Origin of the sequence: Catenuloplanes japonicus, assembly GCF_000717135.1 — a bacterium.
Taxonomy (GTDB): Bacteria; Actinomycetota; Actinomycetes; order Mycobacteriales; family Micromonosporaceae; genus Catenuloplanes; species Catenuloplanes japonicus.
Map to the genome: position 1 here is coordinate 476147 of NZ_JNXY01000009.1, position 25022 is coordinate 501168.

Sequence of the window (25022 nt, forward strand, 5' to 3'; positions counted from 1 at the left end):
AGACCGTCCGATTCAAGGAAGAAGGTGTTGGGCATGACGCTGCTCGACCTGCAGGGAATGCACATCGAGGACACCGACCGCAACGGCGGTGGCGGCGGCGGTAGCCAGGCCAGCCTGCTGCTCTGTGGCGACAGCTCGCTGAGCGTCACCACCTGCAACTGAGCCTGAGGCTCGCCGTCCGTGTTCCGCCCCGGTGCCCCGAGCACCGGGGCGGAACGGCGTCCTGGGGGTGTGATGAGCAACCGGATCCTGCTCGGCTGCGTGCGCGCGGCCGGTGGCCACGCCGCGCTGCTGGCCGTCGCCGCGCTGCTCGGCGCCGCGGCCGGGCTCGTCATCCCGTGGGCGATCGGCCGCACGGTCGACGCCGTCCTGCTCGGCGGCCCCGGGCCGTGGATCGTCGTCACGGCCGCGCTGGTGCTGGTCGCTGCCGGCGCGGACGTCCTGGCCGAGTTCGCCGCGGTCACCGGCACGGCCCGCGCCACGGCCCACCTGCGCCGCGCGCTGCTCACCCGGATCTTCACGCTCCCGCACCCGATCGGCCGCCCGGCCGGTGACCTGGTCGCCCGGATCGGCGGGCAGGCCGCGGACGCCGGATCCGCGGTCGGCGCGATCGTCGGCGGCCTGGTCTCCGTGCTCCCGCCGCTCGGCAGCCTGGTCGCGCTCGCGCTCATCGACCCGTGGCTCGCGGCCTCGCTCGTCACCGGGCTTGTCCTGCTCACCGTGCTGCTGCGCGGCTTCGTGGTCCGCGCCTCCGTCTCCGCCCAGGGCTACCAGCGGGTGCAGGGCATGATCGCCGGGCTGCTGGCCGAGGCGATGGCCGGCGCGCGCACGATCGCGGCCGCCGGCACCGCGGAGACCGAGATCCGCCGCGTGCTGCGACCGCTGCCCGAGCTCGGCGCGCACGGGCGGGGCACCTGGGCGGCGCTCGCGGTCGCGGCCGGACGCACGGCCGCGCTCGCGCCGCTCACCCAGATCGCCGTGGTCGCGGTCGCCGGTGTGCTGCTCACGCACGGCCGGCTCAGCCCGGGGGAGCTGGTCGCCGCGCTGCAGTACGCCGCGCTCGGCGCCGGCCTCGGCGCGATCCTCGGCACGCTGCACCGCCTGGTCCGCGCGCGCAGCGGCGCCGGCCGGGCCGCCGAGATCATCGGTGCGCGCCCGCGCGCCCACGGCACGCGTGTCCTCCCGCCCGGCGGCCGCGGCACGCTGCGCCTCGACGACGTCACGGTCCGGGCCGAGGACGGGCACGTGCTGCTGGACCGGCTCACGCTCACCGTTCCCGGCGGCGCCACGGTCGCGGTCGTCGGGCGGTCCGGCGCCGGGAAGTCCACGCTCGCCGCGGTCGCCGGGCGGCTGCGGGACCCCGATCAGGGCACGGTCCGGCTGGACGGCGTGCCGCTGGCCGCGCTGGACCCGGAGGCGCTGGCCCGCGCGGTCGGCTACGGCTTCGAGCGGCCCGCGCTGGCCGGTGCCACGATCGGCGACGCGATCGCGATGGGGCGCGACCACGCGTTCGTGCCCGGCGCGGCGCGGATCGCCACCATCGACGCCTACATCACCCGACTGCCCCGGGGGTACGCGACGCCGCTCGCGGACGCGCCCATGTCCGGCGGTGAGGCGCAGCGGATCGGGCTGGCCCGCGCGCTGCACGGGGACCGGCTGCTCGTGCTGGACGACGCGTCCTCCAGTGTGGACAGCGTGACCGAGGCGCGGATCGCGTCCGCGCTGCTGCACGAGACGCACGGCCGCACCCGGCTGGTCGTCACGCACCGGCGCGCCACCGCGGCCGGCGCGGACCTGGTGGCCTGGCTCGACGGCGGCCGCCTGCGCGCGCTGGCCCCGCACGGCAGGCTGTGGGCGGACGCCGCCTACCGCGCGGTCTTCGCGCCGGACGGGGGCGCCTGATGGGCGCGGCCACCCGGTACACGCGGGCGGAGCTGTGGCGGGACCGGTGGGCGGTCGCCCGGCTGGCCGGCTGGTCGCTCGCGGAGATCACCCCCGGACTGATCAGCGGGTACGCCACCGCGCGCGCGATCGACGACGGTTTCCTCGCCGGGGACGCGCGGACCGGGCTGGGCTGGCTCGGCGCCTACGCGGTGGCCGCGGGCGTGGGCGCGGTCGGCGCGCGCGGCGCCTACCGCCGGCTCGGCGACGTGGTGGAACCGTTCCGGGACCGCCTCGTGGCGCGCGTGGTCACGGACGCGGTGCGCGGCGCGGCCCACCCGGACCGGGCCGCGACGGCCCGGCTGACGCGCCAGGTCGAGGTGGTCCGGGACACCTACGCCGGACTGCTCACCACCGTGCGCGGGTTCGTGTTCAGCCTGGTCGCGGCGATCGCCGGGCTGGTGGTGCTCGCGCCGGTGCTGGCCGCGCTCGTGGTCGTACCGCTGATGCTGGGCCTGGGATCCTTTGCTCTGCTGCTGCCGGCGCTGGCGCGGCGTCAGCTCGGCGCGGTGCGCGCGGACGAGGACCTGGCCGCGACCGCGGAGCCGATGCTGCGCGCGCACCGCGACGTCGTGGCCGCCGGCGCCGGTGACTGGGCCGCGCGCACGGTCGCGGCCGCGGCCGAGGCGCAGCGGCGTGCGGAACGGTCGGTCGGCGTGGCCGGCGCACTGCGCGGCATCTGCCTGGCGGCCGGGGGATGGGGGCCACTACTGGTGCTGCTGGTCGCGGCGCCGTGGCTGGTGGACCGGGGGATCGGCGCGGGCGCGCTGCTCGGGGCCATGGTCTACGTGCGCGGCGGGCTGCTGCCCGCGCTCCACCTGCTGATGCACGGGCTGGCCGGCGGCGGGCTGCGCTACGGCATCACGCTCCGCCGCATCCTCTCCGTCTCGCCCGTGGTGCTCCCGTCGCTCGACCCGCCGGACCACGGGCTGCTGCGGATGCGGGACGTGTCCTTCCGGTACGGCCCGGCCGCCGCGCCCGTGCTCGACCGCTTCGACCTGGACGTGTCCGCGGGTGACCACCTGGTGATCGTCGGCGCCAGCGGCATCGGCAAGTCCACGCTGGCCGCGCTGATGTCCGGCCTGCTCACGCCGCAGACCGGGACCGTGCGGTGCGCCGGGCGGGTGCTGCTGCCGCAGGAGGCCCACGTCTTCACCGGCACCGTGCTGGAGAATCTGCGCTACCTGGCCCCGGCCGCGCCCGTGCTGCGCGCGGTCGTGCTCCTGGGCGCGTGGCCGCTGGTGAACCGGCTCGGCGGGCTCGGCGCGACGATCGACCCGGCCACGCTCTCCGCGGGCGAGAAGCAGCTGATCGCGCTGGTCCGGGCCTACCTCGCGCCGGAGCCGCTGGCGATCCTGGACGAGGCGACCTGCCACCTCGACCCGGCGCTGGAGGCGCGCGTGGAACGGGCCTTCTCGGCGCGGCCGGGCGCGCTGATCGTCATCGCGCACCGGCTGTCGTCCGCCGCGCGCGGCCGGGAGGTGCTGCTCTTCGACGGGGCCCGGCCGGTGCGCGGCACCCACGCCGGGCTGCGGGCCGCCTCACCGTCCTATCGCGACCTGGTCGGGGCCTGGTCAGATCCAGCCCTTCTCCTTCGCGATGTGGATGGCCTCGATGCGGTTGCGCGCGTGCGTCTTCGCGATGATCCGGGAGAGGTGGTTGCGGACCGTGCCCGGTGACAGCGACAGCGTGCGCGCGATCTCCTTCACCGGTGTGCCGAGCGCGGCCTCCTCCAGCACGCGCAGCTCACGCGCGGTCAGCGGCATCTTCGCGGTCAGCGCGGCCACCAGCAGATCCGCGTCCACGACCGGCTCGCCGGCGGCCAGCCGGCGCACCGCGTCCACCACCCGCTCCGGCGACGCGGAGTGGGCCAGGAAACCGATCGTCGGCGGCACGGCCGAGATCTGACTGCCGAAACCGGGGCGGCGCGGGTCCACCAGCACCAGGATCTTGCTGTCCGGCAGCTCGGAGTGGGCGGCGCGGGCCGCACCGGCGGGGTCACGACCGGGGCCGTTCAGCAGCGTCAGGTCGAGCACGGTCACGTCCGGCGCGTCCGTGCGCACGGCCTCGATGGTCGACTCCACCGCGTCCCGCTCACCGATGACGTCCATGTCCGGATGGGTGGAGAGCACGTACCTCAACGCGCCGCGCAGCAGGCCGTGCGGCATCGCGAGCAAAATGCGCACCACAGTTCCCGCCCCCTTGCGTTCCCCGCGCGCTTGCGCGAAATCGACACAACGGGTTAACCACATGGCAATACCCGTCCACATTGAAGCACAGTCGATGCGGGAAGGCGGTGCGCTAACCGGCGGGTAACTCGTTCGCGACACTGTCGGGTAACCGTCGTTTACGTAGTCAGCCCGCCGGTGAGCAGGCTTTCTGCTTTTTATATCCAGCCGGCCTCCTCGGCGAGTCGTGCCGCTTCGAGACGATTTCTGCAGTTCAGCTTCCGCAATGCAGAAGATAGATAGTTCCGAATTGTTCCTTCGGACAGAAAAAGCTCCGCCGCAATCGCCGCGCTCGGCACGCCGCGCGCCGCCAGGCGCAGCGTGTCCCGCTCGCGGACGGACAGCGGATTGTGCATCGCAGCGAGCGCCGCCAATGCGGTACCCGGATGGATCATCCGTTCCCCGCCGCCCACACGCCGGATCAGATCCATCAGCTCGGCCGGCGGCTGCCCCCGCGAGGCGAACCCGCGCGCGCCCGCGGCCAGCGCCTGCCGCAGCGCGTGCGGCGTGTGCCTGCCGGTCAGCACCACCACCGCGCACTCCGGCAGATCGCCGACCAGACGCCGCACGGTGCGCATCTCCTGCCGCCCCGGGCCGTCCAGATCCACCACGATCACGTCCGGCCTGAGCTTGTGCGCGGCCGTCAGCGCCTCGCCGTCGTCCCCGCCCACGGACCACACGTCGAGCTCCGTGGACAGCACGGCCTGCAAGGATTCCCGCAGCAGCACATGGTTCGAGTAGATAAGCGTGCGAATCACCGTCATCGCTCCCATCGCGATCCCGGCGCGCGGCCACGGGCCGGCGCATACCGGGGAGTTCGATTCCTGACGCGAGAACCGGTCGGCTGTGGACCGGTGGGAGCGCTCAGCCAGGCGATGCCGGCACGACGCCGGTCCGGCCCGCGGGGCCGCGATCGACGGGACCGGTCACGTGATCCGGCCGGGTGGGCGGCACCATCGGCCCGGCCGCGTCCGTGACGACGTGCGGTCCGGGCTGATCACCGCCACGCAGCCCGTGCTTCGAACCGGCCGGGGTCCCGTCCCGGGCCGGCTGATCCGGCGGATCGTGCCGGGGCGTGAGGGTTCTTTCCATGGGTACGCGGTGCGCCGTGATCGTCCCGGCGCGTTCGAGGACCGGGCCGGCGGTGACGGGGCGCGCGGGTTCCGGTGCGGGGATGCCGGCAGGGGCGGCCGGGCCACCGAGGCCGTCCGGCGGTGCCGGCGCGTCGGTGCCGGTTTCCCGGACGGACCGGGCGGGTGCGGGTGTCCGTGCCCGTTCCGGGAGGTGGGCCGGCGGCTCTGCTGTCGCCGCCTCGAGCGGGGGTGCGACTTCCGGGACCACGGGTTCGAGCGACGCCACGGCAGGTACGAGCGGCGTCGTCACGGCGGCGACCACCGGGTTCAGCGGTGCCGCGGCGGGTGCGAGCGGCGCGGTCAGGTCCGTGATGACAGGTGCGAGCGGCGCGGTGGCGGCAGTGATCACGGGTGCGAGCGGCTCGGTCACGGCCGTGATCACAGGGTCTAGCGGGGCCGTGGCACGCTCCAGCGGCGGGGTGGCGGCCGCGACTATTGGCGTCAGTGGCGCTGCGGCCTCGTCCAGTGGCGCGGCGATCTCGTCCAGCGGTGCGACGATTTCGTCCGGCGGCTCGGCGGCGGAATCCACGACGGTTTCCACGACAGGTGCGGCGGCGTCGACGACCGGATCGAGCGGTGCGATGGCCGCGTCGGCGCCGACGCCGCCTGCCGAAGACGAGGCCTCGGCAACGGCCTCACCTCCGGCAGCGATGCCGCCCGACGTCACGACGTCGGCGACCTGCTGCACGGCCTCCGCCGCCTGCGGCACGACCTGTCTCACCGGCAGCTCTGCCGCCTGCGGCACCACCTGTGTCACCGGCAGCTCCGCCGCCCGCGGCACCACCTGTGCGACCGGCAGTTCGGAGACCGCCGGATCCTCTGTCCCGCCTTCCGGGCCCGGCGCGGCCTGGGACGGGCTGGCGGACAGGAGGAGCAGGAAGAGCCAGCCGGCGATGCAGCCCAGGGCCGGCAGCGCCAGCCTGAGCAGCTGACGACCCATCGCCCGCACCGCGCGCCGGGTCCGACCGTTCATCTCCGCCCCAGAAGATCCGTGGAAATCGATACCGCTGGGTCGAACGTAACAGCGCCCCGTCATGATCGCAGCGTGACCGCAACCGTCCTGGCCGGCGCATGATCAGGCGTCGTCCAGGGCCGCGCGCAGCTTGGCCACGAACGGGCCGGCCTCGTCGCGGTTGAAGATCTGCCGGCCGTAGGCGACGCCGGCCGCGCCCGCCTGGACCGCGCCCTGCGCCCGCTCCAGCGCCTCGGCCGCGTCGGTCAGCGCCTCGCCGGCGATCAGGACCGGCACGCCCATGGCGGAGTCGACCACGGTCCGGAACGTCTCGGGCGTACCCGTGTAGATGGTCTTGATGGCGCTGGCGCCGAGTTCCATCGCGATCCGCGCGCAGTGGCGGACCAGCTCCGTGAAGCGCTCCGGCGAGTTCCGGCGCAGGTGGTGGTGGTTGTTGTCGAGACCGTTCACGTTGCGTGACCGCGGATAGATCATCGCGACGACCGGGAGGCCGAATTCGTCCGCCTCGGAGACGCGGCGGGCCAGCTGCTCCAGCGCCTCGGTCTCGGACGGCGACGTGATGTTGACGTGGCAGGCGATCGCGTCCGCGCCGGCCCGGACCGCGTCCGCGACCGTACCCACGGGGGCTTTCCGGGTGTGCTCGTGGAGCGTCGTGCTGGCGCTGAGGTTCATCACCAGCGGCGTGCCGACCAGCTGGTCGGAGGCCCTGGCGAGTGCGCCGCGAAAACCGAGGACCGCGGTCAGCTGGGGTACGACGTCAGGCGTCAACAGTGTGCGCACGTCGTGCAGGTGGTGCTCGGGCCCGGAGATCAGGCCGTCGTCCAGCGGCAGCCAGAGCGCGGGGCGGCCGGGCGGGAGAATCCGGTGCATGCGTCGTTGCAGACCGGGCTGGTGGTGCACGTGTGCCTCCATTGCGGACAGCGAGCGGCGAGGGTCCGCGTGCACGATCCCGTTTCGCCGGTTGCGCTGGCATCGGCCGTAAGGGTCGAATTTAACCGCAATTTTACGTTAAATGTCCGGATATAGGTCCTTATCCCAGGAGATCCGGCGTGTCGAAGCGGGCCAGCACCGCGAACACCTCGTCCGGCGAGAACGAGTCCGCCAGCCGCGCCAGCCGTTCCAGGATCTCCGCCTCGTCGCTGTCCGGATCCTCGGCCATGGTGGCGATCTCCCCGACCAGATCCTCGGTGCCGCCCCGCATCTGATCGTCGCCCGGCTTCTCCGCGCCGTTCATGATTCCGCGCCGTTCATGATTCCGCGTCCTCCATCACGTACCGGAAACCGAGATCGTCGTTCTGCGCGTCCACGTCGCCCCGCCCACGGTAGGCGGGGTGCGCCCGCCACGGCTCGTGCCGCCACGACCCGCCCTTCAGGATCCGCCGGTTGTGGTGCCCGGGAGCGTAGTAGTCGAAGCACCACTCGAACACGTTGCCCAGCATCTCCACCGGCAGCCGGCTCCGCTGCTGCGCCTCGGTGGCGTACGTCCGGATCGGGGTCGTCGACGGGAAGCCGGCGGCCAGCGTGTTGCCGTGCGTGCCGGTCACGTCCGCGCTGTCGGTCAGGCCGAGCGAGTGCAGGCAGGCGGCCTCCCACTCGTTCTCGGACGGCAGCCGGACCGGGACGCCGTGCCGATCCGCGAGCCAGGCGCAGAACGCGTTCGCCTCGAACCAGGACACGCCGACCACCGGCTGCAGCGGGTTGTTCAGCGCGGCGCGCCGCCAGTAGCGCGGGTACCGGATCGGGCGGGCCTGCTGGGAGCGCGCGTACGCCACGATCTCCGTCTCGGACAGCCGGGCGAACCGGAGCAGCGCGGCCGCGGACGCGGGGGTGGCCCGCCGCGCGCGCAGCAGCGTGACGATCTGGCCGAGGTCCCGTCGGAGATTGTCCTGGCGGCGGGTCCACTCGATCACGGACTGCTCGACGGCCCGGGAGTTCGTCACCCACTGCCAGCCCTCCGGCGTCCACCACGCCTTGTCGTCGTAGCCGCCGGCCTCGACGAAGACGCCGTACTCCAGGTTGGAGACCGGAGACCGGGCGATCGTGAAGCCGGGCAGCGCGATCGTGCGGGGCTCGCTGTCCGTGTCCGTCTCGGGCGCGTCGTCGTGCCCGCGGCGGCCGAGTCGCCACTCGCCGGCCGGCACCGCGGCCAGCGCCTCCGACCCGCGGTAGCTCGGCGTCGGCAGCCGCCAGCCCAGCTCGCCCAGCGCGGTCATGATCGCGGCGCGCTGGGCCGGCGCCCACTCGTCGACCAGCAGGTTCGCCAGCGACTCGCGGATCTCGGCGTCGACGCCGCGCCGCGCGTCCGGCCCGGCGGCCAGGTAGGCGCGCGCGGCGAGCACCGGGTCGACGCGCAGCAGCAGCCGTGGCACGTCCGGCCGCAGCTGCGCCGCGAACCGGAAGAACTCCTCGTAACGGTGCTCGGCGTACGACGGCGGCAGGCGCCCCGGAAGCACGGCGGGCTGCCGCTCCTGCTCCGCCAGCGCCACGATCTCCGCGTCCGTGCAGCCGGCGGCCGCGAACAGGTGCTGCAGCGACGGGTGGGCGAACCGGATGTCTCCGCGCTCCTCCTGCAGGATGTGGAAGTCCTCCGCGGTGTCCAGCGCCAGCCCGGCCTTGGACGGGTCCTCCCGCGCCTCGGCGAGCGCGTCGTGCAGCACGCCGATCGCGGCGGACCGCCGCATGGTCAGCCGCGCGTTGCCGCCCGGCACGGCCGGGAACGTGAGCTCCTTGGCCAGCGCCGCGAGCGCCTTGATCACCGCGATGGTGTCCAGCACCGGCCAGGGGTTGACGTAGTGGGAGCGCAGCGCGGCCGCGACCCGGTCCGGGACCAGCCCGTCGTGCAGGTTGTCCTGCTCGAAGTCGCGCAGCAGCGCGGCCGCGATCACCATGCCGTACAGCCGGGAGTCGGTGAGCGCGATGCCGTCCGCGCCGGTCTCCAGGAAGCGGCGCAGCCGGAACGGGCTGGAGTACAGCTGCTCGATCATGCCGTCCTCGTCCAGCGCGGGCTTGAGCCGGCGCGCCATCGCGGGATCGGCCTGGGTCGCGATCGCCACGATGTCGTCCTTGGACAGCGGCAGCAGGCTGACCTCGGTCGGCGTCTCGTTGCGCGGCGCCCGCATCGGGATCACCAGGTCCCGGGTCCGGCAGCTGACCACGACCTTGGTCGCGCCGGCGCCGAGGAGCTGCGAGATCACGTCCCGCCACCGGGTCATCCACTCCCGCAGCGGCAGCGCGCGCATGCCGCCCTCGTTCAGCCCGTCCAGCAGCACCGTGCCGCCGTCGGCCAGGAACGTGCGCAGGTCGCACCAGCGTTCCGGGTCGACGACCGTGGCCCACTGCTGCGCCAGCCAGTCCATCGTGATGTCCGGCTGTGCGGGCTGGGCGGCGAGCGCCACGCAGAACGCGCCCGGCGGCAACGGGCCGTCGCCGGGCTGCCGGAGCGAGTGCAGCGCGGCCCAGGCGTCGTAGTAGCGCAGCTGCTGACTCTTCCCCGCGCCCGGCTCGCCGAGCAACAGCACCAACCGGCGGGTACGCAGATCCTGCAGCACCGCGTCCAGCGCGCGCGGCTGCTCCGGGCGGATCGACGGCCGCTCCGACCGGGTCAGCCGCAGGCTGATGAACGGCCGGTTCGCCTCGTCCGCCGCCCACCGGACCAGCCGGAGCAGGTCGTAGTCGGCCCGGCTCTCCGCCCGCCGGGGCCGCAGCAACTCGTCGTGCAGGTCGCGGGTGAGCGAGATGACGCGCAGCTGCTCCGGTCGGCGGAGCTGCGCGATCAGCTCGTGCCGGTCGCCCGCGTGCGGGATGCCCGGCAGCGGCCGGTCGGTCGGCAGGAACGCGGGCAGCGCGCTGGACAGCAGGCCCGCCGGCCGGACGAGGTCGACCAGCGCCTGCGCCACCTCGGCGAGGTCGGGATAGCGCCCGCCCCAGTAGAGCGTGGCGTCCCTCGGCCACGGCGGGCCGTCGTCCGTGCCGGGACGGTGCCGGTCGACCGCGATCGTGATCTTCGCGCGGTTCGCCAGCCGGGCCAGCGTGCCGAGCTCCGCCAGGTCGAGCTGTGGCTTCTGGGTCAGCACGACCAGGCACCCGATCGGCGGGCCGTTCTCGCCGCCGACCGTGATCGCCTGCTCGCCGGACTCCCGCAGGTCCGACTGCAGCTGGTCGGCCGCGACCACCCGATCGCTCCAGAACCCGAACGAGACCCGCGCGGTGACCGTCAACTCGCCGCCCTCCCGAGACCGTGTGGCGGCTCAGCAGCACTGTTCCCCGTAGCGTACCCGTGGCGCAGCGTGATTCCAGCCGGAGTCGATCAGCCGTCCGACCACAGGGGAGCGACGGACGGCCCACCCGTCACGCGGACGGGTAGTGCCGGCCCAGATCGGCGGCGGCCAGGCGGTCGAGCGCGCGGTCGGGGAGGATGCGGGTGAGGCGGGTCAGGACGGCGGCGGGGCGGCCGATCGTGTAGCGGGTGCGCGGACGGCGGTCGGTCACCGCGCGGGCGATCGTCCGCGCGGCGACCTCCGAGGTGACGCCCGCGGCCGTGAACGCGGCGACGTGGCCGGGGATGGCGTGCAGCAGGCCGCCGTACCGTGCCGACTGGTCCCTGGTCATCTTCCCGGCCACGTGGTCGACGCCGGCGGGGCCGTGGCCGGCCATCGCGGTCTTGACGCCGCCGGGCTCGATCACCACGACGTGCACGCCGTGCGGGGTCAGTTCCTGCCGGAGCGCGTCGCTGGTGGCCTCGAGCGCGAACTTGCTGGCGGAGTACGACCCGTAGCCGGCCATGGCGAACTTCCCGTTCAGCGAGCTGATGTTGACGATGCGGCCGCGGCTGCGTACCAGCGAAGGGGTCAGGGTCTTGGTGACGGCGATGTGGCCGAACAGGTTGACCTCGAAGATGCGCCGCCAGTCGTCGAGCGGCAGCACCTCGACCGGCCCGATGCCGCCGACGCCCGCGTTGTTGACCACGGCCCGCAGCGTGCGGTTCCCGACGAGGGACGGCAGCGCCGCGACGTGCTCCGGGTCGGTGATGTCGAGGATGAACGGCTCTACGCCGGCGGTCCGGATCGCCTCGCCGTCGGCCTCGCGTCGCACGCCGGCGAGCACGTGGAACCCGCGCCGGGCCAGCTCGTGCGCGGTGGCCGCGCCCATGCCGGTCGACGCGCCGGTCACGACCACGAGTTCCTGATTTTCAGATGACGTTGTCACCTTTCCGAGTCTGCGGCGTTGCGATGACTTTGTCAACTGAGTCGGATGACGCTGTCATCGGCCGATGGGTAGCATGAGCGCATGGTCAGCCGCCTCGAATCCGCCGCCGCCACCCGCCAGGCACTGCTCGACGCGGCCGCCGACCTGCTCAACACCGGCGGTCTGGAGGCGGTGACGCTGCGTGCGGTGGGAGCGCGGGCCGGCGTGACGCGTGGCGCGCCCTACCGGCACTTCGCGGACAAGGAGAGCCTGCTGATCGCGATCGGCTCCGCGGCCTGGGACCGGATCGCGGAGCACTCGGCGGCGCTGCGGGCGGACGGGACGTTGCCGCCCGTGCGGAAGCTGCGCGCCGCGCTGGTCGCGCTGATCGACATCGGGCGGGCGCAGCCGCACCTCTACCGGCTGATGTTCAGCAACCCGCCCGGCGATCCGGCCGCGCTGGCCCGCGCGGCCCGGCGCAGCCACGACGAGTTCCTGGCGATCGTCGGCGAGCTGGTGGGGGCGGCGGACGCCCGGCGGTACGGCGCACTGCTCATCGGCAGCGTCGGCGGCATCACCGGCATGGAGGTCAGCGGCCAGCTCGCGGACCCGAAGTGGTCCCAGACGCCGGAGGACCTCGTCGACACGCTCGTGGAGATGGTCGCGCACGCGAGCCGGGCGTGATTGCCAGTTCGCCGCGCGAGGAGCAGGCTGGGCGTCATGCGATGGCTCTTTCTGGTTCTCGGGGTCCTGTTCGTGCTCGTCGGCGCGGTGTGGACGCTGCAGGGACTCAATGTTCTCGGCGGCAGTGCGATGAGCGGCGTCACGATGTGGGCGGTGATCGGCCCGATCGTGCTGGTCGTGGGCGTGCTGCTGGCGTGGCGAGGGGCGCGCCGGGCCGGTTGAGGAGCCCGGCTTCCGGAGGGACTGATGGCCGGCCCCCGGAGCCTGCAGGTCATGAGTATCGATGCTCATGACCTGCCCGGACCGCCCGGCGGCATAATGGCGTCCGTGCGACGCGGCGCACTGTCCATCATGGTCCGGCGCGTTGCCGGTGCGGCACTCATCCGGGAGGGACCGACATGCGCGGACTGACGGTTGCGGCGCTGGCCGTGGCCCTGGCGGCCGGGACCACGGCCTGCAGCGGCGGTATCGAGGACGACCTCGGGCCCTCCGGCGGCTCCACCGGCGGCGGCACGAACGTCGTCGACCCGCTCCCGCGCTTCTCCACGTGGCGGGGGTGCGAGGCCGAGGGCGCGCCGCTGTCGAGCCGGGGTGGCCGCCTCGCGATGCCCGGCGCGGAACAGACCGGCGCACCGCTGCCGGCCGACATGATGCCGGTCGCGGCGACCATCTGCGGCGTCGGCTGGGACGGCACCGGCAAGGAGATCCACGTCGAGGAGCGGGTCAGCGGCTGGGACAAGCTCGTCGACCTGGCCGAGGCGCTGCGACTGCCGGACGCGCCGGACCTGCCGGCCGGCGGGCAGGAGTGCGCCGGCAAGCCCGGCACGGTGCCCTGGCTGGTCGTGCACGACACGGCCGGCAACTGGGTACGCCCCCGGATCCCGGTCGACCGCTGCGGCGACGCACGCCCGGAGGTCGCGGCCGCGATGGTCACGCTGGACGCGAACTCCGTCAGCGACTTCGGCTAGCAGCCGCCCACCGACGCCCGTTCCATGATCGGGGCGTCCCCCATGCATGGGGGACGCCCCGATTTTGCGGCCCGCCGCAGGGTCAGGCGACCGTGCACGCGCTCCCGTTGAGCGTGAACGCGGTCGGCGCCGCCGTGCTGCCGGTGTGCGTGGCCTGGAAGCCGAACGTCTGCGTCGCCCCCGCCGCCAGCGTCCCGTTGTAGGACACGTTGCGCGCCGACACCGCCCCGCTCGCCGGACTCACCGTGGCGTTCCACGCGCTCGTCACGGTCTGCCCGCCGGGCAGCGTGAACGCGAGCGTCCACCCGTTGACCGTGGCCGTCCCGGTGTTGGTGATCGACACGGACGCGGTGAACCCGGTGTTCCACGCGTTGACCGTGTAGCCGACGCGGCAGGCGCCGACGGGAGCGGGCGTGCTCGGGCCCGGTGTCGGGGTCGTCGGCACCGTCGTGTCCAGCCCGAGGAAGTGGATCGCCGAGGCCGCGTCGACCGGCAGGTTGTGCGGCACGCCGTTCATGCTGATGCCCTCGACCTGTGCCTGATCACCCGTGCTCCCGTACCGGGTGCGGGTGTACCCCGACTGCGGCGTGTCCGTGTACGACGGCGTCTGCGACAGCCCGTGCACATTGGTCCACTGCTTGATCTGCTCCCCGAAATTAGGATATTTCAGGACTTCGTCGTTCGTGCCGTGCCAGGTCTGCATCCGCGGCCGCCGCCCCGAATAGCCCGGATACGCGTTCCGCACCAGGTCGCCCCAGGCCTGCGGCGTCTTCGTGATCAACCCGTTCGCGCAGTCGCTGTTCCACTCCGACCCGTTCGTGGTGGCGAAGCACCCGAACGGCACGCCCGCGAACGCGGACCCGGCGCTGAACACGTCGGGATATAGCCCGAGCAGCACATTTGTCATCATGGCGCCGGACGAGACACCGGTCGCCACGATCTTGTCCGCGTCCACCGGATATCGCGCCCGCACGTAGTCGATCATCGACTTGATGCCGACCGGGTCGCTGCCGCCGTCGCGCACCAGCGCCTGCGGCGACGCCACGTCGAAGCACGCGCTGCTGCGCGTCACCGACGGATAGATCACGATATAGCCGTACCGGTCGGCCAGCTCGTCGAACTGGCTCCCGCTGAAGAACGCCGGCCCGGTCCCGGTGCAGTAGTGCACCGCCACCAGCAGCCCCGGCCTCGCGGCCAGGTTGTCCGGCACGTACAGGTACATCCGTAGATTGCTGGGGTTCGTCCCGAAGGACGTGACCTCGGTCAGCGCGGCCGCGGACGCGGGTGCGGCCAGCCCGAGCGCGGCCAGCACCGCGACCAGGGCAACCGAGAGAAGGCGAAATCTCATGGGCAGGGTTCCTTAGGCGAGTCGAGTCGCGGACGCGTTCCAGCGGAGGCTTGCCCGGCACCCCACCGCTCCCGGCTCGGGAACATCGACAAGTATCTACGTCGACGGCTACGAGCGCCAGTCCACCCGCGCCTCGATCAGCCTGGTCACCCGCCGCCAGTCCGCCACGATCAGCCGCCGGTCGAAGACGTCCAGGTCGCGCCGTGCCTGCCGGCGGAACATCGACCGCCGCGCCACCCGCAGCGCGTCGTCCAGCACGTCCAGCATCGAACCGGGCTCGACCAGCTCGTACGCCTCCTCGATCTCCAGCGCGTGCACCAGCTCCCGCGCCAGATCGCCCGCGTCCACCACCACGTCGAGCAGCCAGTCCTTCGGATCCCGCGCCAGCGTCACCGGCGGCAGGTCGAGCCGGTACCGGCGCTCCTTCGCCAGCGGCAGGAACGCGTTCGCCATGCTCTCGGCCATCGCCTCCCAGTGCAGCACGCGCGTCATGGTGTGCTGCTCGCCGCCGGCCGCGTCGTCCGCGGCCCGCTCCGGCCGCGGGAACAGCGGCAGCCGCCCGTCCTCGCTCGCGAACACGGCCTCCCACTCGTCGCGCGCGTCCCGCACGTAGGTCCGCACGGCGTACCCCACCGCGTTCCCGATCGCCACCTCGATCAGATGCACCGGAAAGTCCGGCGGCACCACGCCCCGCGCCGGAATCCCGCCCACGGCGGGCATCCGCGCGCTGAGCGGCAGCGGGGGCCTTGGTGTGATGCCGATCCCCGGCTCGGGCACGTGTTCCGGCTCCGGCGCAGGAAGATCAAATTCAAGAGCCGGCGAGGGTACGACCGAGAGCGCCCCCGCCGCGGCCGAGCCCCCCAGCGCCACCACCAGCTCGGGCTGGTCGATCACGGTCGGCGGCACCCCGAGCCGGCGGTGCAGCAACGTCCCCACCTGCGGGATCCGGCTCGACCCGCCGACCAGCAGCACGCCCGCCATCCGCTCCCGGGTCACGTTCGCGGCCCGCAGCAGATCCAGCGTCGCGGCGACGGTCCGGTCCAGCGGCGCCCGCGCGGCCTTCTCGAACTCCTCGCGCGTCACGTGCAGGTCCGCCTCGGCCAGCGGCACGTGCAGGTCCGCGCGCGCGTGGCGGGACAGCGTCTCCTTCGCGGCCCGCGCGTCCTGCCACAGCACCCGTCGCGCGCGCTGGTCCGCCGCGGTCTCCGGCCAGTCCAGCCGCGACCAGGCGTCCGCCGCGCCCCCGCTGTGCGACCGGGCGTGCTCCACCAGCGTCGCGTCCAGGTCCAGCCCGCCCACGTCGTTCAGGCCGCCGGTCGCGATCACCTCGAACCCGCCGGGCCCGCGTCGCACCACGCTCACGTCGAACGTGCCCGCGCCCAGGTCGTAGACGATCAGCGCGCGCCCGTCCGGGATCTCGCGGCCCAGCACGGAGGCGAAGTACGCCGCGGCCGCGACCGGCTCCGGCACGAACCTGACCGGTGGCAGCCCGGCCCGTACCGCCGCGTCGGTGAGCACCTGCAACCGCGTGGCGCCCCAGGCCGCCGGATGGGTCAGCACCACGTCCACCGGCGGGCGGCCGCCCACCCGGTGCGCCTCGGCCAGCACCCGGGCCAGCACGGCCGCGATCAGGTCCACCACCGGGACCTCGCGCTCGCCCAGCCAGACCGTGCCGTCGTCGATGCGGCGCTTCGGGTGCGGCTCCAGCCCGGCGGGAAATCCGGGCGCGGCCCGGTCCGCGTCCGCGCCGGTCAGCACCGCACCGTCGGGTCCGATGTGGACCGACGAGGGCAGCAGCGGCGAGGAGTCGAAGAGCAGGGTGGTCACGGACCCGTCCAGCCGGTGCAGCACGCCGACCGTGTTCGAGGTGCCGAAATCCAGGCTGAGCCGCATCCGGGCACACACCTTCTACATTGAGCGGATGTCGATGGAGCAGGAGCCGGTAGCACCCACTGGTCTCGGGTACGTGCCGGAAGGGTATCGGTCGCCGGATCAGGCCCGCCCGCCCCGCAACCGGCTGCGCCCGCTGCTGATCGGCGCGCTGGCCGTGGTGCTGGTGGCGCTGGCCGGCACCGTCGGCTACGTGCTGTTCCTCCGCTGGGACGGGCAGCCCGTGCCCGGCGACGTGGCGATCACCGTGGAGCTGTCCGGCCCGGACGGGCGGGAGCCCTCGGCCGCGGAGGTCGCGGAGACGCGCCGGATCCTGCTCACCCGGATGGCCGACGCGGACCTGACCCGCCCGACCGTCACCGGGATCGGCACCCGCACGCTGCTGATCACGGCCGCGGGCGAGGACCGGGACCGTGCCGTGGAGCTGACCGCGCAGGGCAACCTCACGATCCGTCCGGTGCACACCGTGGCCGACGGCGAGGCCGGCGAGGCCTGCGCGCCAGGGGCACCGGGGGAGTCGCCCACGGAGCAGAGCGTCCGCGCCGCCGTGGGCGAGGAGACCTGGGCGGCCGCGGAGAAGCTGACCACGCCGGACCTGGTCGAACCGGCGCCGTTCGCCGCGTTCGGCACGCTCTCCTGCGCCGCGATCGCGGTGCTGCCGCCGACGATGCAGTTCGCGGTGCCGTCGATCGGCTGTGACGCGCTCGCCGCCCGCCCGCCGGGTTCGCTGGACCGCGCGCCCGATCTGGCCGCTGCCTGCGACGACGAGTTCCACCGCTACCTGCTCGATCCGCCCCGCGTGACCGGGACCGGTCTGACCGGCGCCGAGGCGAAGCTCGACGAGACGGGAAACTGGGTCGTGATCCTGAAGTTCACCGACGCGGCGCGGCCGGTCTGGACGGAGCTGACCCGCGAGCTCTCCGTCGGGGAGAAGCAGGCCGCGATCACGGTGGACAACGTGGTGATCTCGGCACCGACCGTGATGGCCGTGATCACCGAGGACCCGCAGATCACCGGTAGCTGGCTGGCACCCGCGGCCAAGGCGTTCGCCGCGCGGATCAACCACGGTGCGCTCCCGCTCCACCCGGTGGTCACCACGGTCGACACGGTCCGTTAGCGCAGCTCAGGCTCGCCCCCCATGTCGTACCCACGGCATGGGGGCTTTGCTTTTGTCGCACGTTGCTGTATTGCGTTGCCATAGTGTGTGAGACACAGTATCGTCTCTGGCATGACAATGGATGCGGCGCTCTCAAGTCACCTGCAGGAGCTGCGGCGTGGCACGGTCGTCGTCGCGAGCCTGACCGTGCTGCGTGAGCCCGGCTACGGCTATTCGCTGCTCGAGACGCTGGCCGCGGCCGGTTTCGAGGTCGAGGCCAACACGCTCTACCCGCTGCTGCGGCGCCTGGAGTCGCAGGGCCTGCTCACCAGCGCGTGGAACACGGACGAGGCCAGGCCGCGCAAGTTCTACACCACCACGCCCGAGGGCAACGCCGTGGCGAGCGCCCTCCGCACCGAATGGACCCGCCTCAACCTCGCCATCGGCGACCTCGACACCCCCGGGAGCCCTTCGTGACCACGCTCATCGACCGTTACGTGACCACCGCGCTGCGCCGCATCCCCGAGGGCCAGCGCGCCGACATCGACCGTGAGCTGCGCGCCTCCATCGAGGACGCGGTGGAGGCGCGCGTCGACGCCGGCGCCACGCACGACGCGGCCGTGGAGAGCACGCTGCTCGAGCTCGGCGACCCGGACCGGCTGGCGGACCGATACTCCGACCGGCCGCAGCACCTGATCGGCCCGGAGCTCTACCCGGCCTGGCGCCGCATGATGACCATGCTGTTCACCGTGGTGCTGCCGATCGTCGTCATCGTCACCACCGTCATCCAGCTGATCGACGACCCCGCGATAGGCAAGGTCATCGGCGGCATGGTCACCACGATCATCTCGGTCGGCACGCACATGGGCTTCTGGACCACGGGCACGTTCGCGCTGCTGGAGCGCGTGGGCCTGGACCAGCGGGCACTGCGCGGCCCGTGGACGCCCGCCGACCTCCCGGAGTACGAGCCGACCCGCCTCGGCCGCAGCCAGCTCGTGCCGAACGTGGCCTGGCCCGTCCTGCTCATCGCCGGGCTCGTCCTGCAGCAGTTCACGTTCACCGACGTCCCCGTGCTCGACCCGGCGAACTGGTCGTTCTGGTGGCCGTACCTCATCGTGGTCCTCGGCTTCGAGATCGCCTGGGCGATCTGGGTCTACCGCACCGGCGTCTACACCCGTGCCATCGCGGCGGCGAACGCGGTGCTCGCGCTCCTGGTCGCGGCGCCCGTGGTCTGGCTCGCGGTCGGCGGCCACGTCTTCAACCCGGCCTTTCCCGGTCTCGCGCCCGGCGGCGAGCCGCTCTACTGGGCGAGCCTGGCCGTGATGGCCACGTTCGCGATCACCGCGCTCTGGGACATCGTCGAGATCGCGGTCCGCGCCGAGCGCAGCCGCCGCGGCCTCCCCGTGCAGGTCCCCGGCACCGGCGGTCTCTGATCACCCGACGGGGTGCGCCGTTGTACGGTGCACCCCATGCGTCTCTCCGTCGGCTGTGCGATGTGGACCCTGAAGCCCTGGCAGGGGCGGTTCCTGCCGCACCCCGCCACCGCCGCGGAACGCCTCCGCGCCTACGCCGGCTGGTGCGACGCGGTCGAGGGCAACACCACGTTCTACGCGACGCCGTCCCGCGAGACCACCACGACCTGGGCCGCGCAGACGCCGTCCTCGTTCCGTTTCGTGCTCAAACTCCCGAAGCCGGTCACCCACGAGCACCGGCTGGCAGTGTCCGGGACGCCGGCGCTGCACACGTTCCTGGACGCGGTCGAGCCGCTCGGGCCGCGCGTCCACGCGCTCTGGATCCAGCTGCCCGGGTCGTTCGGGCCCGGTGACGTACCCGCGCTGGTCTCGTTCATGCGCCGCCTCCCGGAGACCTACCGCTATGCGGTCGAGGTCCGCCACCAGGCCTTCTTCGACAACCCGGCGCTGCTGACCGCGGCGCTGGCGCCGTTCGGCGCGGAGTGGGTGCCGTTCGACACCACCACGTTCTTCGCCGCGCGACCGACCAGCGACGCCGAGCGCGACGCCTGGACGAAGAAGCCCCGCATGCCGCTGCGGACCGAGGCGCTGACCGACCGCCCGATCATCCGCTACCTCGGCCGCGACAATCCGGACGAGACGGTCGCCGGCTGGCAGCGCTGGGTGCGGATCACCGCCGACTGGCTCCGCGAGGGCCGTTCCCCCACGGTCTTCCTCCACACCCCCGACAACGCCGACGCGCCGGACCTGGCCCGCCGCTTCCACACCGAGGTCCGCCGCCAGGTCCCGTCCCTGCTGCCGCTCCCGGAGCCCGAGCCCGTCGGCCCGCTGACCCTCTTCTAGCCCGGCGGTCAGCGGAGGTCGTCGGCGGCGAGGAGGGTGGCGAGGCCGAGGAAGGTGATGCCGGTGCCGAGGGAGACGCGGCGCTGGGTGCGGGCGGGGATGCCGGTGGCACCGATGCGGCGGCCGGTGGCGATGTAGGCGAGGCCGACCACCAGCTCGATGAGGAGGTAGGCGGCGCCGAGCGCGGCCAGGTGCAGGTCGGCGTGCGGCGCGGCGGTGTCGGTGAACTGGGGGAGCAGCGCGGCGAACAGCAGCAGCGCCTTGGGGTTGCTGATCGCGACCGCGAACTCGTGGGCGACGATCGGCCACACGCCGTGCCGGGCCGTGGGCGAGGCGGCGGCCTGGTCGGCGGGAGCGCGGAACGCGCTGCGGAGGCCGGTAAGGCCCAGCCAGGCCAGGTAGACCACGCCGACCCACTTGATGACCTCGAGCGCGGTGGCGGACGCGGCCAGCACGGCGCCGAGGCCGGCCACGACCAGTCCGATCAGGACCACGAACGCGGCGAGACGGCCGCCGACGCCGGCGAGCGCGCGCAGCGTGCCGTGGCGGACCGCGTTGCTGAGGCCGAGCAGCTGGTTCGCCCCGGGTATCAGGGAGACGAGCAGCGCGGCGGGGATGAAGCCGACCCAGTCGATCATCGGTCCAGCGTGCGCCGTGCGGTGCTCGGGCGCCAGGTCACCCGGTGCTCGTCCGGCGGTCGACAGTGTCGTCACGCAGCGTGCGTTCAGTCGTAGTGCCGGTGCAGCGAGGCACGCTTGCCCTCGGGATCGAGGCGTGCGAGCACGGCTTCGGTGATCTCGTGCAGCTGGGCGATCTGCTCCGGCGTGAGCGCGTCGATGACCAGCTGCCGGGCGGTGCGGACGTGGCCGGGCGCGGCCTCCTGCACCTTTGCCCAGCCCGTCGCGGTGAGGCGCGCGTTCGTGGCGCGCTTGTCCTGCGGGCAGGGGAAACGCTCGACCAGACCACGGCCCTCCAGGCGCTGGACGACGTGGGAGAGGCGGGCGAGCGTGGCGGCGGTCCGTTCGGCCAGCGCGGTCATGCGCAGCGTGCGCTCCGGCGCCTCGGAGAGCATCGCGAGCACGTAGTAGTCGAAGTGCGTGAGCGCAGAGTCGCGTCGTAACTGGGTGTCGAGCCTGCTGGGGAGAAGTTCGACGACGGTGAGCAGTCGAACCCAGGTCGCCAGCTCCTCGCGGCTGAGCCATTGCGTGTCCACCCTCACATTCTGCCACGGATGGTTGTAACGACAACCTGCACTCGCTCTAATAGTTGTAGCGACAACTAAAGGGAGTCAACATGGCGCACATCAGCATCATCGGCAGCGGAAACATGGGCCAGGCCGTCTCCGGTCTCGCGGCCAAGGGCGGCAACTCCGTCGAGCTGTTCAACAGCGCAGACGCGGACAGGGCCGTGACCGGCGACATCGTGGTGCTGGCCGTGCCGTACGCGGCCGTCGCCGGCATCGTCGAGGCCCGCCGCGAGCAGCTCGCCGGCAAGGTCGTGGTCGACCTGACCAACCCGGTCAACTTCGAGACGTTCGACGGCCTGGTCACGCCGGCCGACGGCTCCGCCGCATCCGTCATCGCGGCCGCACTGCCCGAGTCCAAGGTCGTCAAGGCGTTCAACACCACGTTCGGCGGCACGCTCGTCTCCGGCTCGGTCGGCGGCGCCGCGACCACCACGGTCCTGATCGCGGGCGACGACGCGGACGCCAAGTCCGCCGTCTCCGCGCTGGTCCAGGGCGGCGGCCTGCACGCGGTCGACGCCGGCAGCCTCAAGCGGGCGCGCGAGCTGGAGGCGCTCGCCTTCCTGCAGATCTCCCTGGCCGCAGGCGAGAAGATCACCTGGTCCGGCGGCTTCGCGGTCGTCAACTGACCGCGGTGTCACGTCGTGGCGTCCACCCCCGGGGTGGACGCCACGACTGTCTCTCCGGCGCAGGCTTGCCGATCAAGGCATGGCACGCGGCCGAAGGCTCGCCTCAACCCTCGCGAACTCCGGCGTGCCACCCACGGCCAGGCGAAGCGCTCGGAGCAGCGCCCCAGCCCCGTCGGGGAACCGAAGGCAGGTCTGGACCGCATCGAGCACGTGCAAGCGGCCGACCGCGTGGTGGGGGATCGTGACTCGGATGTGCGGCGGCAATGCGTTCAGAATCGTGTGCCGTCCGTTGTCGTCCCGCATCTCGGGCAGTTCGAGTAGCGCGGTGACCACCGCATCGAGTTCGTCGAGCCGCATCGGGGGGAGGGCTCGGGCGGCCGGGGCCGGCGGTGAGCATTCGGCCAGCAATCCTCGTAGATAAGCCGCCGCGGTGGCCGACGCGTAGGCGTGCCAGAGCTGGTTCTTGGCAGCGTCCCCGAAATCGGCGACGCCACGAACCATGAACCACTGACGGCCCGCCAGGTGTGCCGCGGTGGCCATCCCGGCGCACTCCATCTCGAAGGCCACCACTCCGTGCTCGGTAGCGATGCGGTCCCGCTCCGTGGCACTTCGAAGCAGCCGATCACCGCTGCCGATCGCACCTCGATGGACGTGGGGTACCTCGTCCGAGTGGCCGGGCCGGGCGAACCGTGCGGAGACTCGACCGCTGGCGAGAATGTCCCGCCAGGACTGTGGCGCGTCCGGATCCTCGACCTGTAGCCGGCGATCGGCGCGCAGTAGATCGGCCGAGACTCCCTCCAGGTGCCGCCGGACCGTTGACCGGTCATCCTCGACCCGGAGGTGGCCGTAGTCCACGGCGCCGTCCGTCGCGACGACGACGTCGCCAAGACGGACGGGTACGGACCACACCTTCGGTACGGCGGCCGAGATGCCGGGCATCACGACCGAGCGCACTGCGGGGAAGCTCCGGACAAGCTGGGTGGTTGCGGTGGCAGCCGTTCGTGTCCCGTCCCGGGCCTGGAGCGCGACCACCGTTCGATGTGGGCGGCCGGGGTCGGAGCTGGGCAGCGAGCCGGTGTAGTAGATGCCGGGGTCGTCCGGCACGCGTGTCCGGTCATGGTCGTCGAGCATCTCGAGGACCGCGGCGCACTCGACTGGCAGTGCCACGAGAATACCGATCGAAATGTCGGAAAATTCGGGGTCCACGCCGGTTCCCTCCGATCGCATGGCTTCCACGATGATAGACATTCCGCCATAATGCTTTACCGCCCCGAACGGATCATTTCCTTGAAGCTTGACGAATTCAGGGCCGTCGTTGGCATCTGTCTCTACGGCCGTGATCCCTATAGAATGACCTTCGGGTGGGGGTCCGTGGCTGATCGTGCTTTTGCGATCTTGCTGGTCGTTGGGCTCGGCGGCGAGGAGGGGCAAAAGTGGACGATCTTTCCGGAGATGTTCAGAGTGATCTGATCGATCTCACCGAGATATCCATGGATGACCTTCGCCAATGTGATCCGCGCATCTTCGCCGAGTCTCTCGACCGCATTCTTCAGCAGATCGAGAAGCCGCGTTTCAATCTCGGCACCGGGCCGCCCGGGCAGCGGATCGACTGAGCATGACGGAGAACGACATGGCCTCCAGCCCGTCTGGCGGTGCCTTCGGGCTGTCTAGGCACCACTTGCCTGTGGCGCAACTCGACGCGCTTGCCCGGAGCGACGCAGGCGCAGGTGCCGTGCAGGTGTTGTCGGCGGCAGAACGAACGTGCAGGCTCATGCTGCTGTTTCACCTGCTCGGGCTGTGTGGGCAACGGCCCGACGCCTTCGGCCCGCTACCCGGCACCGAGCAGGCCTGGAAAGCGCTTACTGCGGTCCAGCAGCGCGCGGCCGCAGACCTCGACGTCGTCCTGATGCATCCTCAGGTCGGAACCTGGCTCGCCGGCACGCTTCGGATGCTGAAGGACGTGGCCCGGCCGAGGGCGCCCCTCTGGTCGGAGACAGGCTGGCTGTACGCCCTGATTTTCGCCGCCGCGGTGCGGGCCGGCCTTCCGATCCGGACTCGTGTTCCGGTCCGTGACGGGGCTGTCCTGCTGCCTACCTTGGGTCTCGTCAGTGCCGGTCATGACAGCTCGTGCGATGTTGCGGAGGCCGAGGTCCGGGGCGGGCGAGCGACCGTCACCTTCGAGGATCGCCAGGTCGTGCTGCCTGCCGATCCGTCACGTGACGGGCCTGGCTGGTGGGCGTTGCGCCGTATGGAGGCGCAGGCGGGTGGTGAACGGATCGAGGTCTGGCTCGACGACATCGACCCCTACCGGGACCTGGCGGATGCGATCACTCCGGACCGGCTGACTCCTGATTCTGTCGCGCGCTGGTCCGCCTTGTTCGGTGAGGCCTGGCAGATTCTTTGTGAACGCTGGCCGGCCTATGCTCGCTGCGTCGCGGCCGGGTTGAAGTCGATCTCCCCACTGCCGATCGATCCGGAAGCGAACGTGATTCGCAGCGCCTCCACCGCGGATGCGTTCGGTGCCGTGCTGCTGGAACAGCCGGTCGACAGTTCGATGCTTGCCGTGACGGTCGTCCACGAGATGCAGCACGTTCTTCTGGGCGGACTGCTGCGGATGATCCCACTGCATACGGCGGACGACGGACGACGCTTCTACGCGCCCTGGCGAGACGACCCGCGGCCGCTCAGCGGACTGCACCAGGGCGCGTACGCATTCCTTGGGATGTCGGAGCTCTGGCGGCGGCTCTACGAGTCTTCCACCGGCCCGGATACCAGGTCGCTCGGCTTCGAGTTCGCGTACGCGCGGCGGCAGACCGGTATGGCGATGCGCGTACTGAGTCGTTCGCCGGCGCTTACCGGCATCGGACACCGGTTCGTCGAGGGTATGGTCGACCACCTCCGGGTGATGAACGCGGTCCGGTTGCCCGTCGAACTGGAACGCGCAGCCTGGCTGGCAGTGGCGAGTCACCGCACTGTCTGGCGTCTGCGCAACGTCACGGTCGAGCCGGAGTCCGTGGCGAGGCTGACCGGCGACTGGCTGGCAGGCCGGGCACCCGGTTCCGAGCCGGTCCGCGCCCGCCTGACGGACGCCGGCACCTATCCCGGCGTTCACCGGGCTACCGTGATCCGGCAGCAGATCGCTCGCGATGCCACGGTGCCGACGGTCGACTGTACGGCCTGGGCCGCTGGCTACACCGATCCTGGCGACCACCACTGGTGGAGCGAGCTTGCCCTGGGGCTCGCTGACCGACGGCTGCCCGGGTGGCACGCCATGCTGCGCGATCCTTCCCTGGTCCGGGAGGTCTTCGTGGCCGCGCGGGCGGCCGGTGCGAATCCGGACCCGGTCGGGGTCGCTGTCTGGCTGGGCGGACTCGGGAGCGCGTGAGAGGA

Annotated in this window: 25 protein-coding genes; 13 read left to right on the plus strand and 12 right to left on the minus strand. The window is 72.5% G+C overall.

Annotated elements, in window-relative coordinates; all coding sequences use genetic code 11:
* The first annotated feature begins 33 nt into the window (after nt 1-33).
* The 3 genes from OP04_RS16940 to OP04_RS16950 all read left to right on the plus strand — a co-directional run bounded on the left by OP04_RS16940 (nt 34) and on the right by OP04_RS16950 (nt 3620).
* A complete protein-coding gene (locus OP04_RS16940) occupies nt 34-162 on the plus strand; it encodes a SapB/AmfS family lanthipeptide (RefSeq protein WP_033340571.1) in 129 nt (42 codons plus the stop codon).
* 72 nt (nt 163-234) lie between these two features.
* Nucleotides 235-1902 carry an ABC transporter ATP-binding protein gene (locus tag OP04_RS16945; RefSeq protein WP_033340572.1) on the plus strand — a complete coding sequence of 556 codons (1668 nt, stop codon included), beginning with the start codon at nt 235-237 and terminating at the stop codon, nt 1900-1902.
* The gene (locus tag OP04_RS16950) at nt 1902-3620 is read left to right on the plus strand and encodes an ATP-binding cassette domain-containing protein (protein WP_033340573.1); all 1719 of its coding nucleotides are present in this window, start codon (nt 1902-1904) and stop codon (nt 3618-3620) included. The genes OP04_RS16945 and OP04_RS16950 overlap by 1 nt, the downstream gene beginning before the upstream one ends.
* Here OP04_RS16950 and OP04_RS16955 read toward each other — a convergent pair.
* The 7 genes from OP04_RS16955 to OP04_RS16985 form a co-directional block, all read right to left on the minus strand.
* A complete protein-coding gene (locus OP04_RS16955; protein WP_232323614.1) occupies nt 3516-4127 on the minus strand; it encodes a response regulator transcription factor in 612 nt (203 codons plus the stop codon). The two genes, OP04_RS16950 and OP04_RS16955, sit on opposite strands and share 105 nt — an antisense overlap.
* Nucleotides 4128-4327: 200 nt before the next feature.
* On the minus strand, nt 4328-4942 hold the full coding sequence (locus OP04_RS16960; RefSeq protein WP_085066524.1) for a response regulator transcription factor: 615 nt from the start codon (nt 4940-4942) through the stop codon (nt 4328-4330).
* Between the two features lie 91 nt (nt 4943-5033).
* Complete coding sequence (locus OP04_RS16965) at nt 5034-6242, minus strand: hypothetical protein (protein WP_157239911.1); 1209 nt, start codon at nt 6240-6242, stop codon at nt 5034-5036.
* Between the two features lie 135 nt (nt 6243-6377).
* On the minus strand, nt 6378-7175 hold the full coding sequence (locus tag OP04_RS16970) for a class I fructose-bisphosphate aldolase (protein ID WP_198153854.1): 798 nt from the start codon (nt 7173-7175) through the stop codon (nt 6378-6380).
* Between the two features lie 130 nt (nt 7176-7305).
* Complete coding sequence (locus tag OP04_RS16975; protein WP_033340576.1) at nt 7306-7509, minus strand: hypothetical protein; 204 nt, start codon at nt 7507-7509, stop codon at nt 7306-7308.
* A gap of 13 nt (nt 7510-7522) precedes the next feature.
* On the minus strand, nt 7523-10492 hold the full coding sequence (locus OP04_RS16980; RefSeq protein WP_033340577.1) for an SUMF1/EgtB/PvdO family nonheme iron enzyme: 2970 nt from the start codon (nt 10490-10492) through the stop codon (nt 7523-7525).
* A gap of 130 nt (nt 10493-10622) precedes the next feature.
* A complete protein-coding gene (locus OP04_RS16985) occupies nt 10623-11480 on the minus strand; it encodes an SDR family NAD(P)-dependent oxidoreductase (protein WP_198153855.1) in 858 nt (285 codons plus the stop codon).
* A gap of 81 nt (nt 11481-11561) precedes the next feature.
* Between OP04_RS16985 and OP04_RS16990 the strand changes: the two genes are divergently transcribed.
* From OP04_RS16990 to OP04_RS17000, 3 genes are all read left to right on the plus strand, one after another.
* Complete coding sequence (locus OP04_RS16990; protein WP_033340578.1) at nt 11562-12143, plus strand: TetR/AcrR family transcriptional regulator; 582 nt, start codon at nt 11562-11564, stop codon at nt 12141-12143.
* Nucleotides 12144-12179: 36 nt separating this feature from the next.
* Entirely contained in the window at nt 12180-12365 is a 186-nt protein-coding gene (locus OP04_RS16995) for a hypothetical protein (RefSeq protein ID WP_033340579.1), read from the plus strand.
* 176 nt (nt 12366-12541) lie between these two features.
* The gene (locus OP04_RS17000; protein ID WP_033340580.1) at nt 12542-13111 is read left to right on the plus strand and encodes a hypothetical protein; all 570 of its coding nucleotides are present in this window, start codon (nt 12542-12544) and stop codon (nt 13109-13111) included.
* An 82-nt stretch (nt 13112-13193) separates the two neighbouring features.
* Here the strand turns inward: OP04_RS17000 and OP04_RS17005 are convergent, their stop codons facing one another.
* Together OP04_RS17005 and OP04_RS49740 are read right to left on the minus strand one after the other, a co-directional pair.
* Nucleotides 13194-14459, minus strand: a complete 1266-nt coding sequence (locus OP04_RS17005) for an extracellular catalytic domain type 1 short-chain-length polyhydroxyalkanoate depolymerase (RefSeq protein WP_033340581.1) — start codon at nt 14457-14459, stop codon at nt 13194-13196.
* 108 nt (nt 14460-14567) lie between these two features.
* Nucleotides 14568-16352 (minus strand): Hsp70 family protein, encoded by a 1785-nt coding sequence (locus tag OP04_RS49740; protein WP_051798096.1) that lies wholly within the window; start codon nt 16350-16352, stop codon nt 14568-14570.
* Nucleotides 16353-16380: 28 nt separating this feature from the next.
* Here OP04_RS49740 and OP04_RS53375 point away from each other — a divergent pair, with 28 nt between their 5' ends.
* From OP04_RS53375 to OP04_RS17025, 4 genes are all read left to right on the plus strand, one after another.
* Nucleotides 16381-17466: a SecDF P1 head subdomain-containing protein gene (locus OP04_RS53375; protein WP_157239913.1), complete on the plus strand. Its 1086-nt coding sequence runs from the start codon at nt 16381-16383 to the stop codon at nt 17464-17466.
* Between the two features lie 111 nt (nt 17467-17577).
* On the plus strand, nt 17578-17922 hold the full coding sequence (locus OP04_RS17015) for a PadR family transcriptional regulator (protein ID WP_033340582.1): 345 nt from the start codon (nt 17578-17580) through the stop codon (nt 17920-17922).
* On the plus strand, nt 17919-18878 hold the full coding sequence (locus tag OP04_RS17020; protein WP_033340583.1) for a permease prefix domain 1-containing protein: 960 nt from the start codon (nt 17919-17921) through the stop codon (nt 18876-18878). Before OP04_RS17015 ends, OP04_RS17020 begins: the two co-directional genes overlap by 4 nt.
* A 60-nt stretch (nt 18879-18938) precedes the next feature.
* Complete coding sequence (locus OP04_RS17025) at nt 18939-19760, plus strand: DUF72 domain-containing protein (RefSeq protein WP_198153866.1); 822 nt, start codon at nt 18939-18941, stop codon at nt 19758-19760.
* Between the two features lie 8 nt (nt 19761-19768).
* Here the strand turns inward: OP04_RS17025 and OP04_RS17030 are convergent, their stop codons facing one another.
* Together OP04_RS17030 and OP04_RS17035 are read right to left on the minus strand one after the other, a co-directional pair.
* The gene (locus tag OP04_RS17030; protein ID WP_033340732.1) at nt 19769-20398 is read right to left on the minus strand and encodes a LysE family translocator; all 630 of its coding nucleotides are present in this window, start codon (nt 20396-20398) and stop codon (nt 19769-19771) included.
* Nucleotides 20399-20484: 86 nt separating this feature from the next.
* Nucleotides 20485-20973: a MarR family winged helix-turn-helix transcriptional regulator gene (locus OP04_RS17035; RefSeq protein WP_033340585.1), complete on the minus strand. Its 489-nt coding sequence runs from the start codon at nt 20971-20973 to the stop codon at nt 20485-20487.
* A gap of 80 nt (nt 20974-21053) precedes the next feature.
* Between OP04_RS17035 and OP04_RS17040 the strand changes: the two genes are divergently transcribed.
* On the plus strand, nt 21054-21632 hold the full coding sequence (locus OP04_RS17040; RefSeq protein WP_033340586.1) for an NADPH-dependent F420 reductase: 579 nt from the start codon (nt 21054-21056) through the stop codon (nt 21630-21632).
* 72 nt (nt 21633-21704) lie between these two features.
* Here the strand turns inward: OP04_RS17040 and OP04_RS17045 are convergent, their stop codons facing one another.
* Complete coding sequence (locus OP04_RS17045) at nt 21705-22880, minus strand: effector-associated domain 2-containing protein (protein WP_033340587.1); 1176 nt, start codon at nt 22878-22880, stop codon at nt 21705-21707.
* A 185-nt stretch (nt 22881-23065) separates the two neighbouring features.
* On the opposite strand from OP04_RS17045, the gene OP04_RS53380 reads away from it, so the two are divergent.
* Both OP04_RS53380 and OP04_RS17055 read left to right on the plus strand, forming a co-directional pair.
* Nucleotides 23066-23245, plus strand: a complete 180-nt coding sequence (locus tag OP04_RS53380; protein WP_157239915.1) for a hypothetical protein — start codon at nt 23066-23068, stop codon at nt 23243-23245.
* A gap of 2 nt (nt 23246-23247) precedes the next feature.
* A complete protein-coding gene (locus OP04_RS17055; protein WP_033340589.1) occupies nt 23248-25017 on the plus strand; it encodes an HEXXH motif domain-containing protein in 1770 nt (589 codons plus the stop codon).
* Nucleotides 25018-25022: the final 5 nt, after the last annotated feature.

What these genes read in the sequence shown, in the direction of transcription:
- OP04_RS16940 (WP_033340571.1), top strand. Translation starts at nt 34, where the DNA reads ATGACGCTGCTCGACCTGCAGGGAATGCACATCGAGGACACCGACCGC.
- OP04_RS16945 (WP_033340572.1), top strand. Translation starts at nt 235, where the DNA reads ATGAGCAACCGGATCCTGCTCGGCTGCGTGCGCGCGGCCGGTGGCCAC.
- OP04_RS16950 (WP_033340573.1), top strand. Translation starts at nt 1,902, where the DNA reads ATGGGCGCGGCCACCCGGTACACGCGGGCGGAGCTGTGGCGGGACCGG.
- OP04_RS16960 (WP_085066524.1), bottom strand. Translation starts at nt 4,942, where the DNA reads ATGGGAGCGATGACGGTGATTCGCACGCTTATCTACTCGAACCATGTG.
- OP04_RS16965 (WP_157239911.1), bottom strand. Translation starts at nt 6,242, where the DNA reads ATGGGTCGTCAGCTGCTCAGGCTGGCGCTGCCGGCCCTGGGCTGCATC.
- OP04_RS16975 (WP_033340576.1), bottom strand. Translation starts at nt 7,509, where the DNA reads ATGAACGGCGCGGAGAAGCCGGGCGACGATCAGATGCGGGGCGGCACC.
- OP04_RS16990 (WP_033340578.1), top strand. Translation starts at nt 11,562, where the DNA reads ATGGTCAGCCGCCTCGAATCCGCCGCCGCCACCCGCCAGGCACTGCTC.
- OP04_RS16995 (WP_033340579.1), top strand. Translation starts at nt 12,180, where the DNA reads ATGCGATGGCTCTTTCTGGTTCTCGGGGTCCTGTTCGTGCTCGTCGGC.
- OP04_RS17000 (WP_033340580.1), top strand. Translation starts at nt 12,542, where the DNA reads ATGCGCGGACTGACGGTTGCGGCGCTGGCCGTGGCCCTGGCGGCCGGG.
- OP04_RS17005 (WP_033340581.1), bottom strand. Translation starts at nt 14,459, where the DNA reads ATGAGATTTCGCCTTCTCTCGGTTGCCCTGGTCGCGGTGCTGGCCGCG.
- OP04_RS49740 (WP_051798096.1), bottom strand. Translation starts at nt 16,352, where the DNA reads ATGCGGCTCAGCCTGGATTTCGGCACCTCGAACACGGTCGGCGTGCTG.
- OP04_RS53375 (WP_157239913.1), top strand. Translation starts at nt 16,381, where the DNA reads ATGTCGATGGAGCAGGAGCCGGTAGCACCCACTGGTCTCGGGTACGTG.
- OP04_RS17015 (WP_033340582.1), top strand. Translation starts at nt 17,578, where the DNA reads ATGACAATGGATGCGGCGCTCTCAAGTCACCTGCAGGAGCTGCGGCGT.
- OP04_RS17025 (WP_198153866.1), top strand. Translation starts at nt 18,939, where the DNA reads ATGTGGACCCTGAAGCCCTGGCAGGGGCGGTTCCTGCCGCACCCCGCC.
- OP04_RS17030 (WP_033340732.1), bottom strand. Translation starts at nt 20,398, where the DNA reads ATGATCGACTGGGTCGGCTTCATCCCCGCCGCGCTGCTCGTCTCCCTG.
- OP04_RS17040 (WP_033340586.1), top strand. Translation starts at nt 21,054, where the DNA reads ATGGCGCACATCAGCATCATCGGCAGCGGAAACATGGGCCAGGCCGTC.
- OP04_RS17045 (WP_033340587.1), bottom strand. Translation starts at nt 22,880, where the DNA reads ATGTCTATCATCGTGGAAGCCATGCGATCGGAGGGAACCGGCGTGGAC.
- OP04_RS17055 (WP_033340589.1), top strand. Translation starts at nt 23,248, where the DNA reads ATGACGGAGAACGACATGGCCTCCAGCCCGTCTGGCGGTGCCTTCGGG.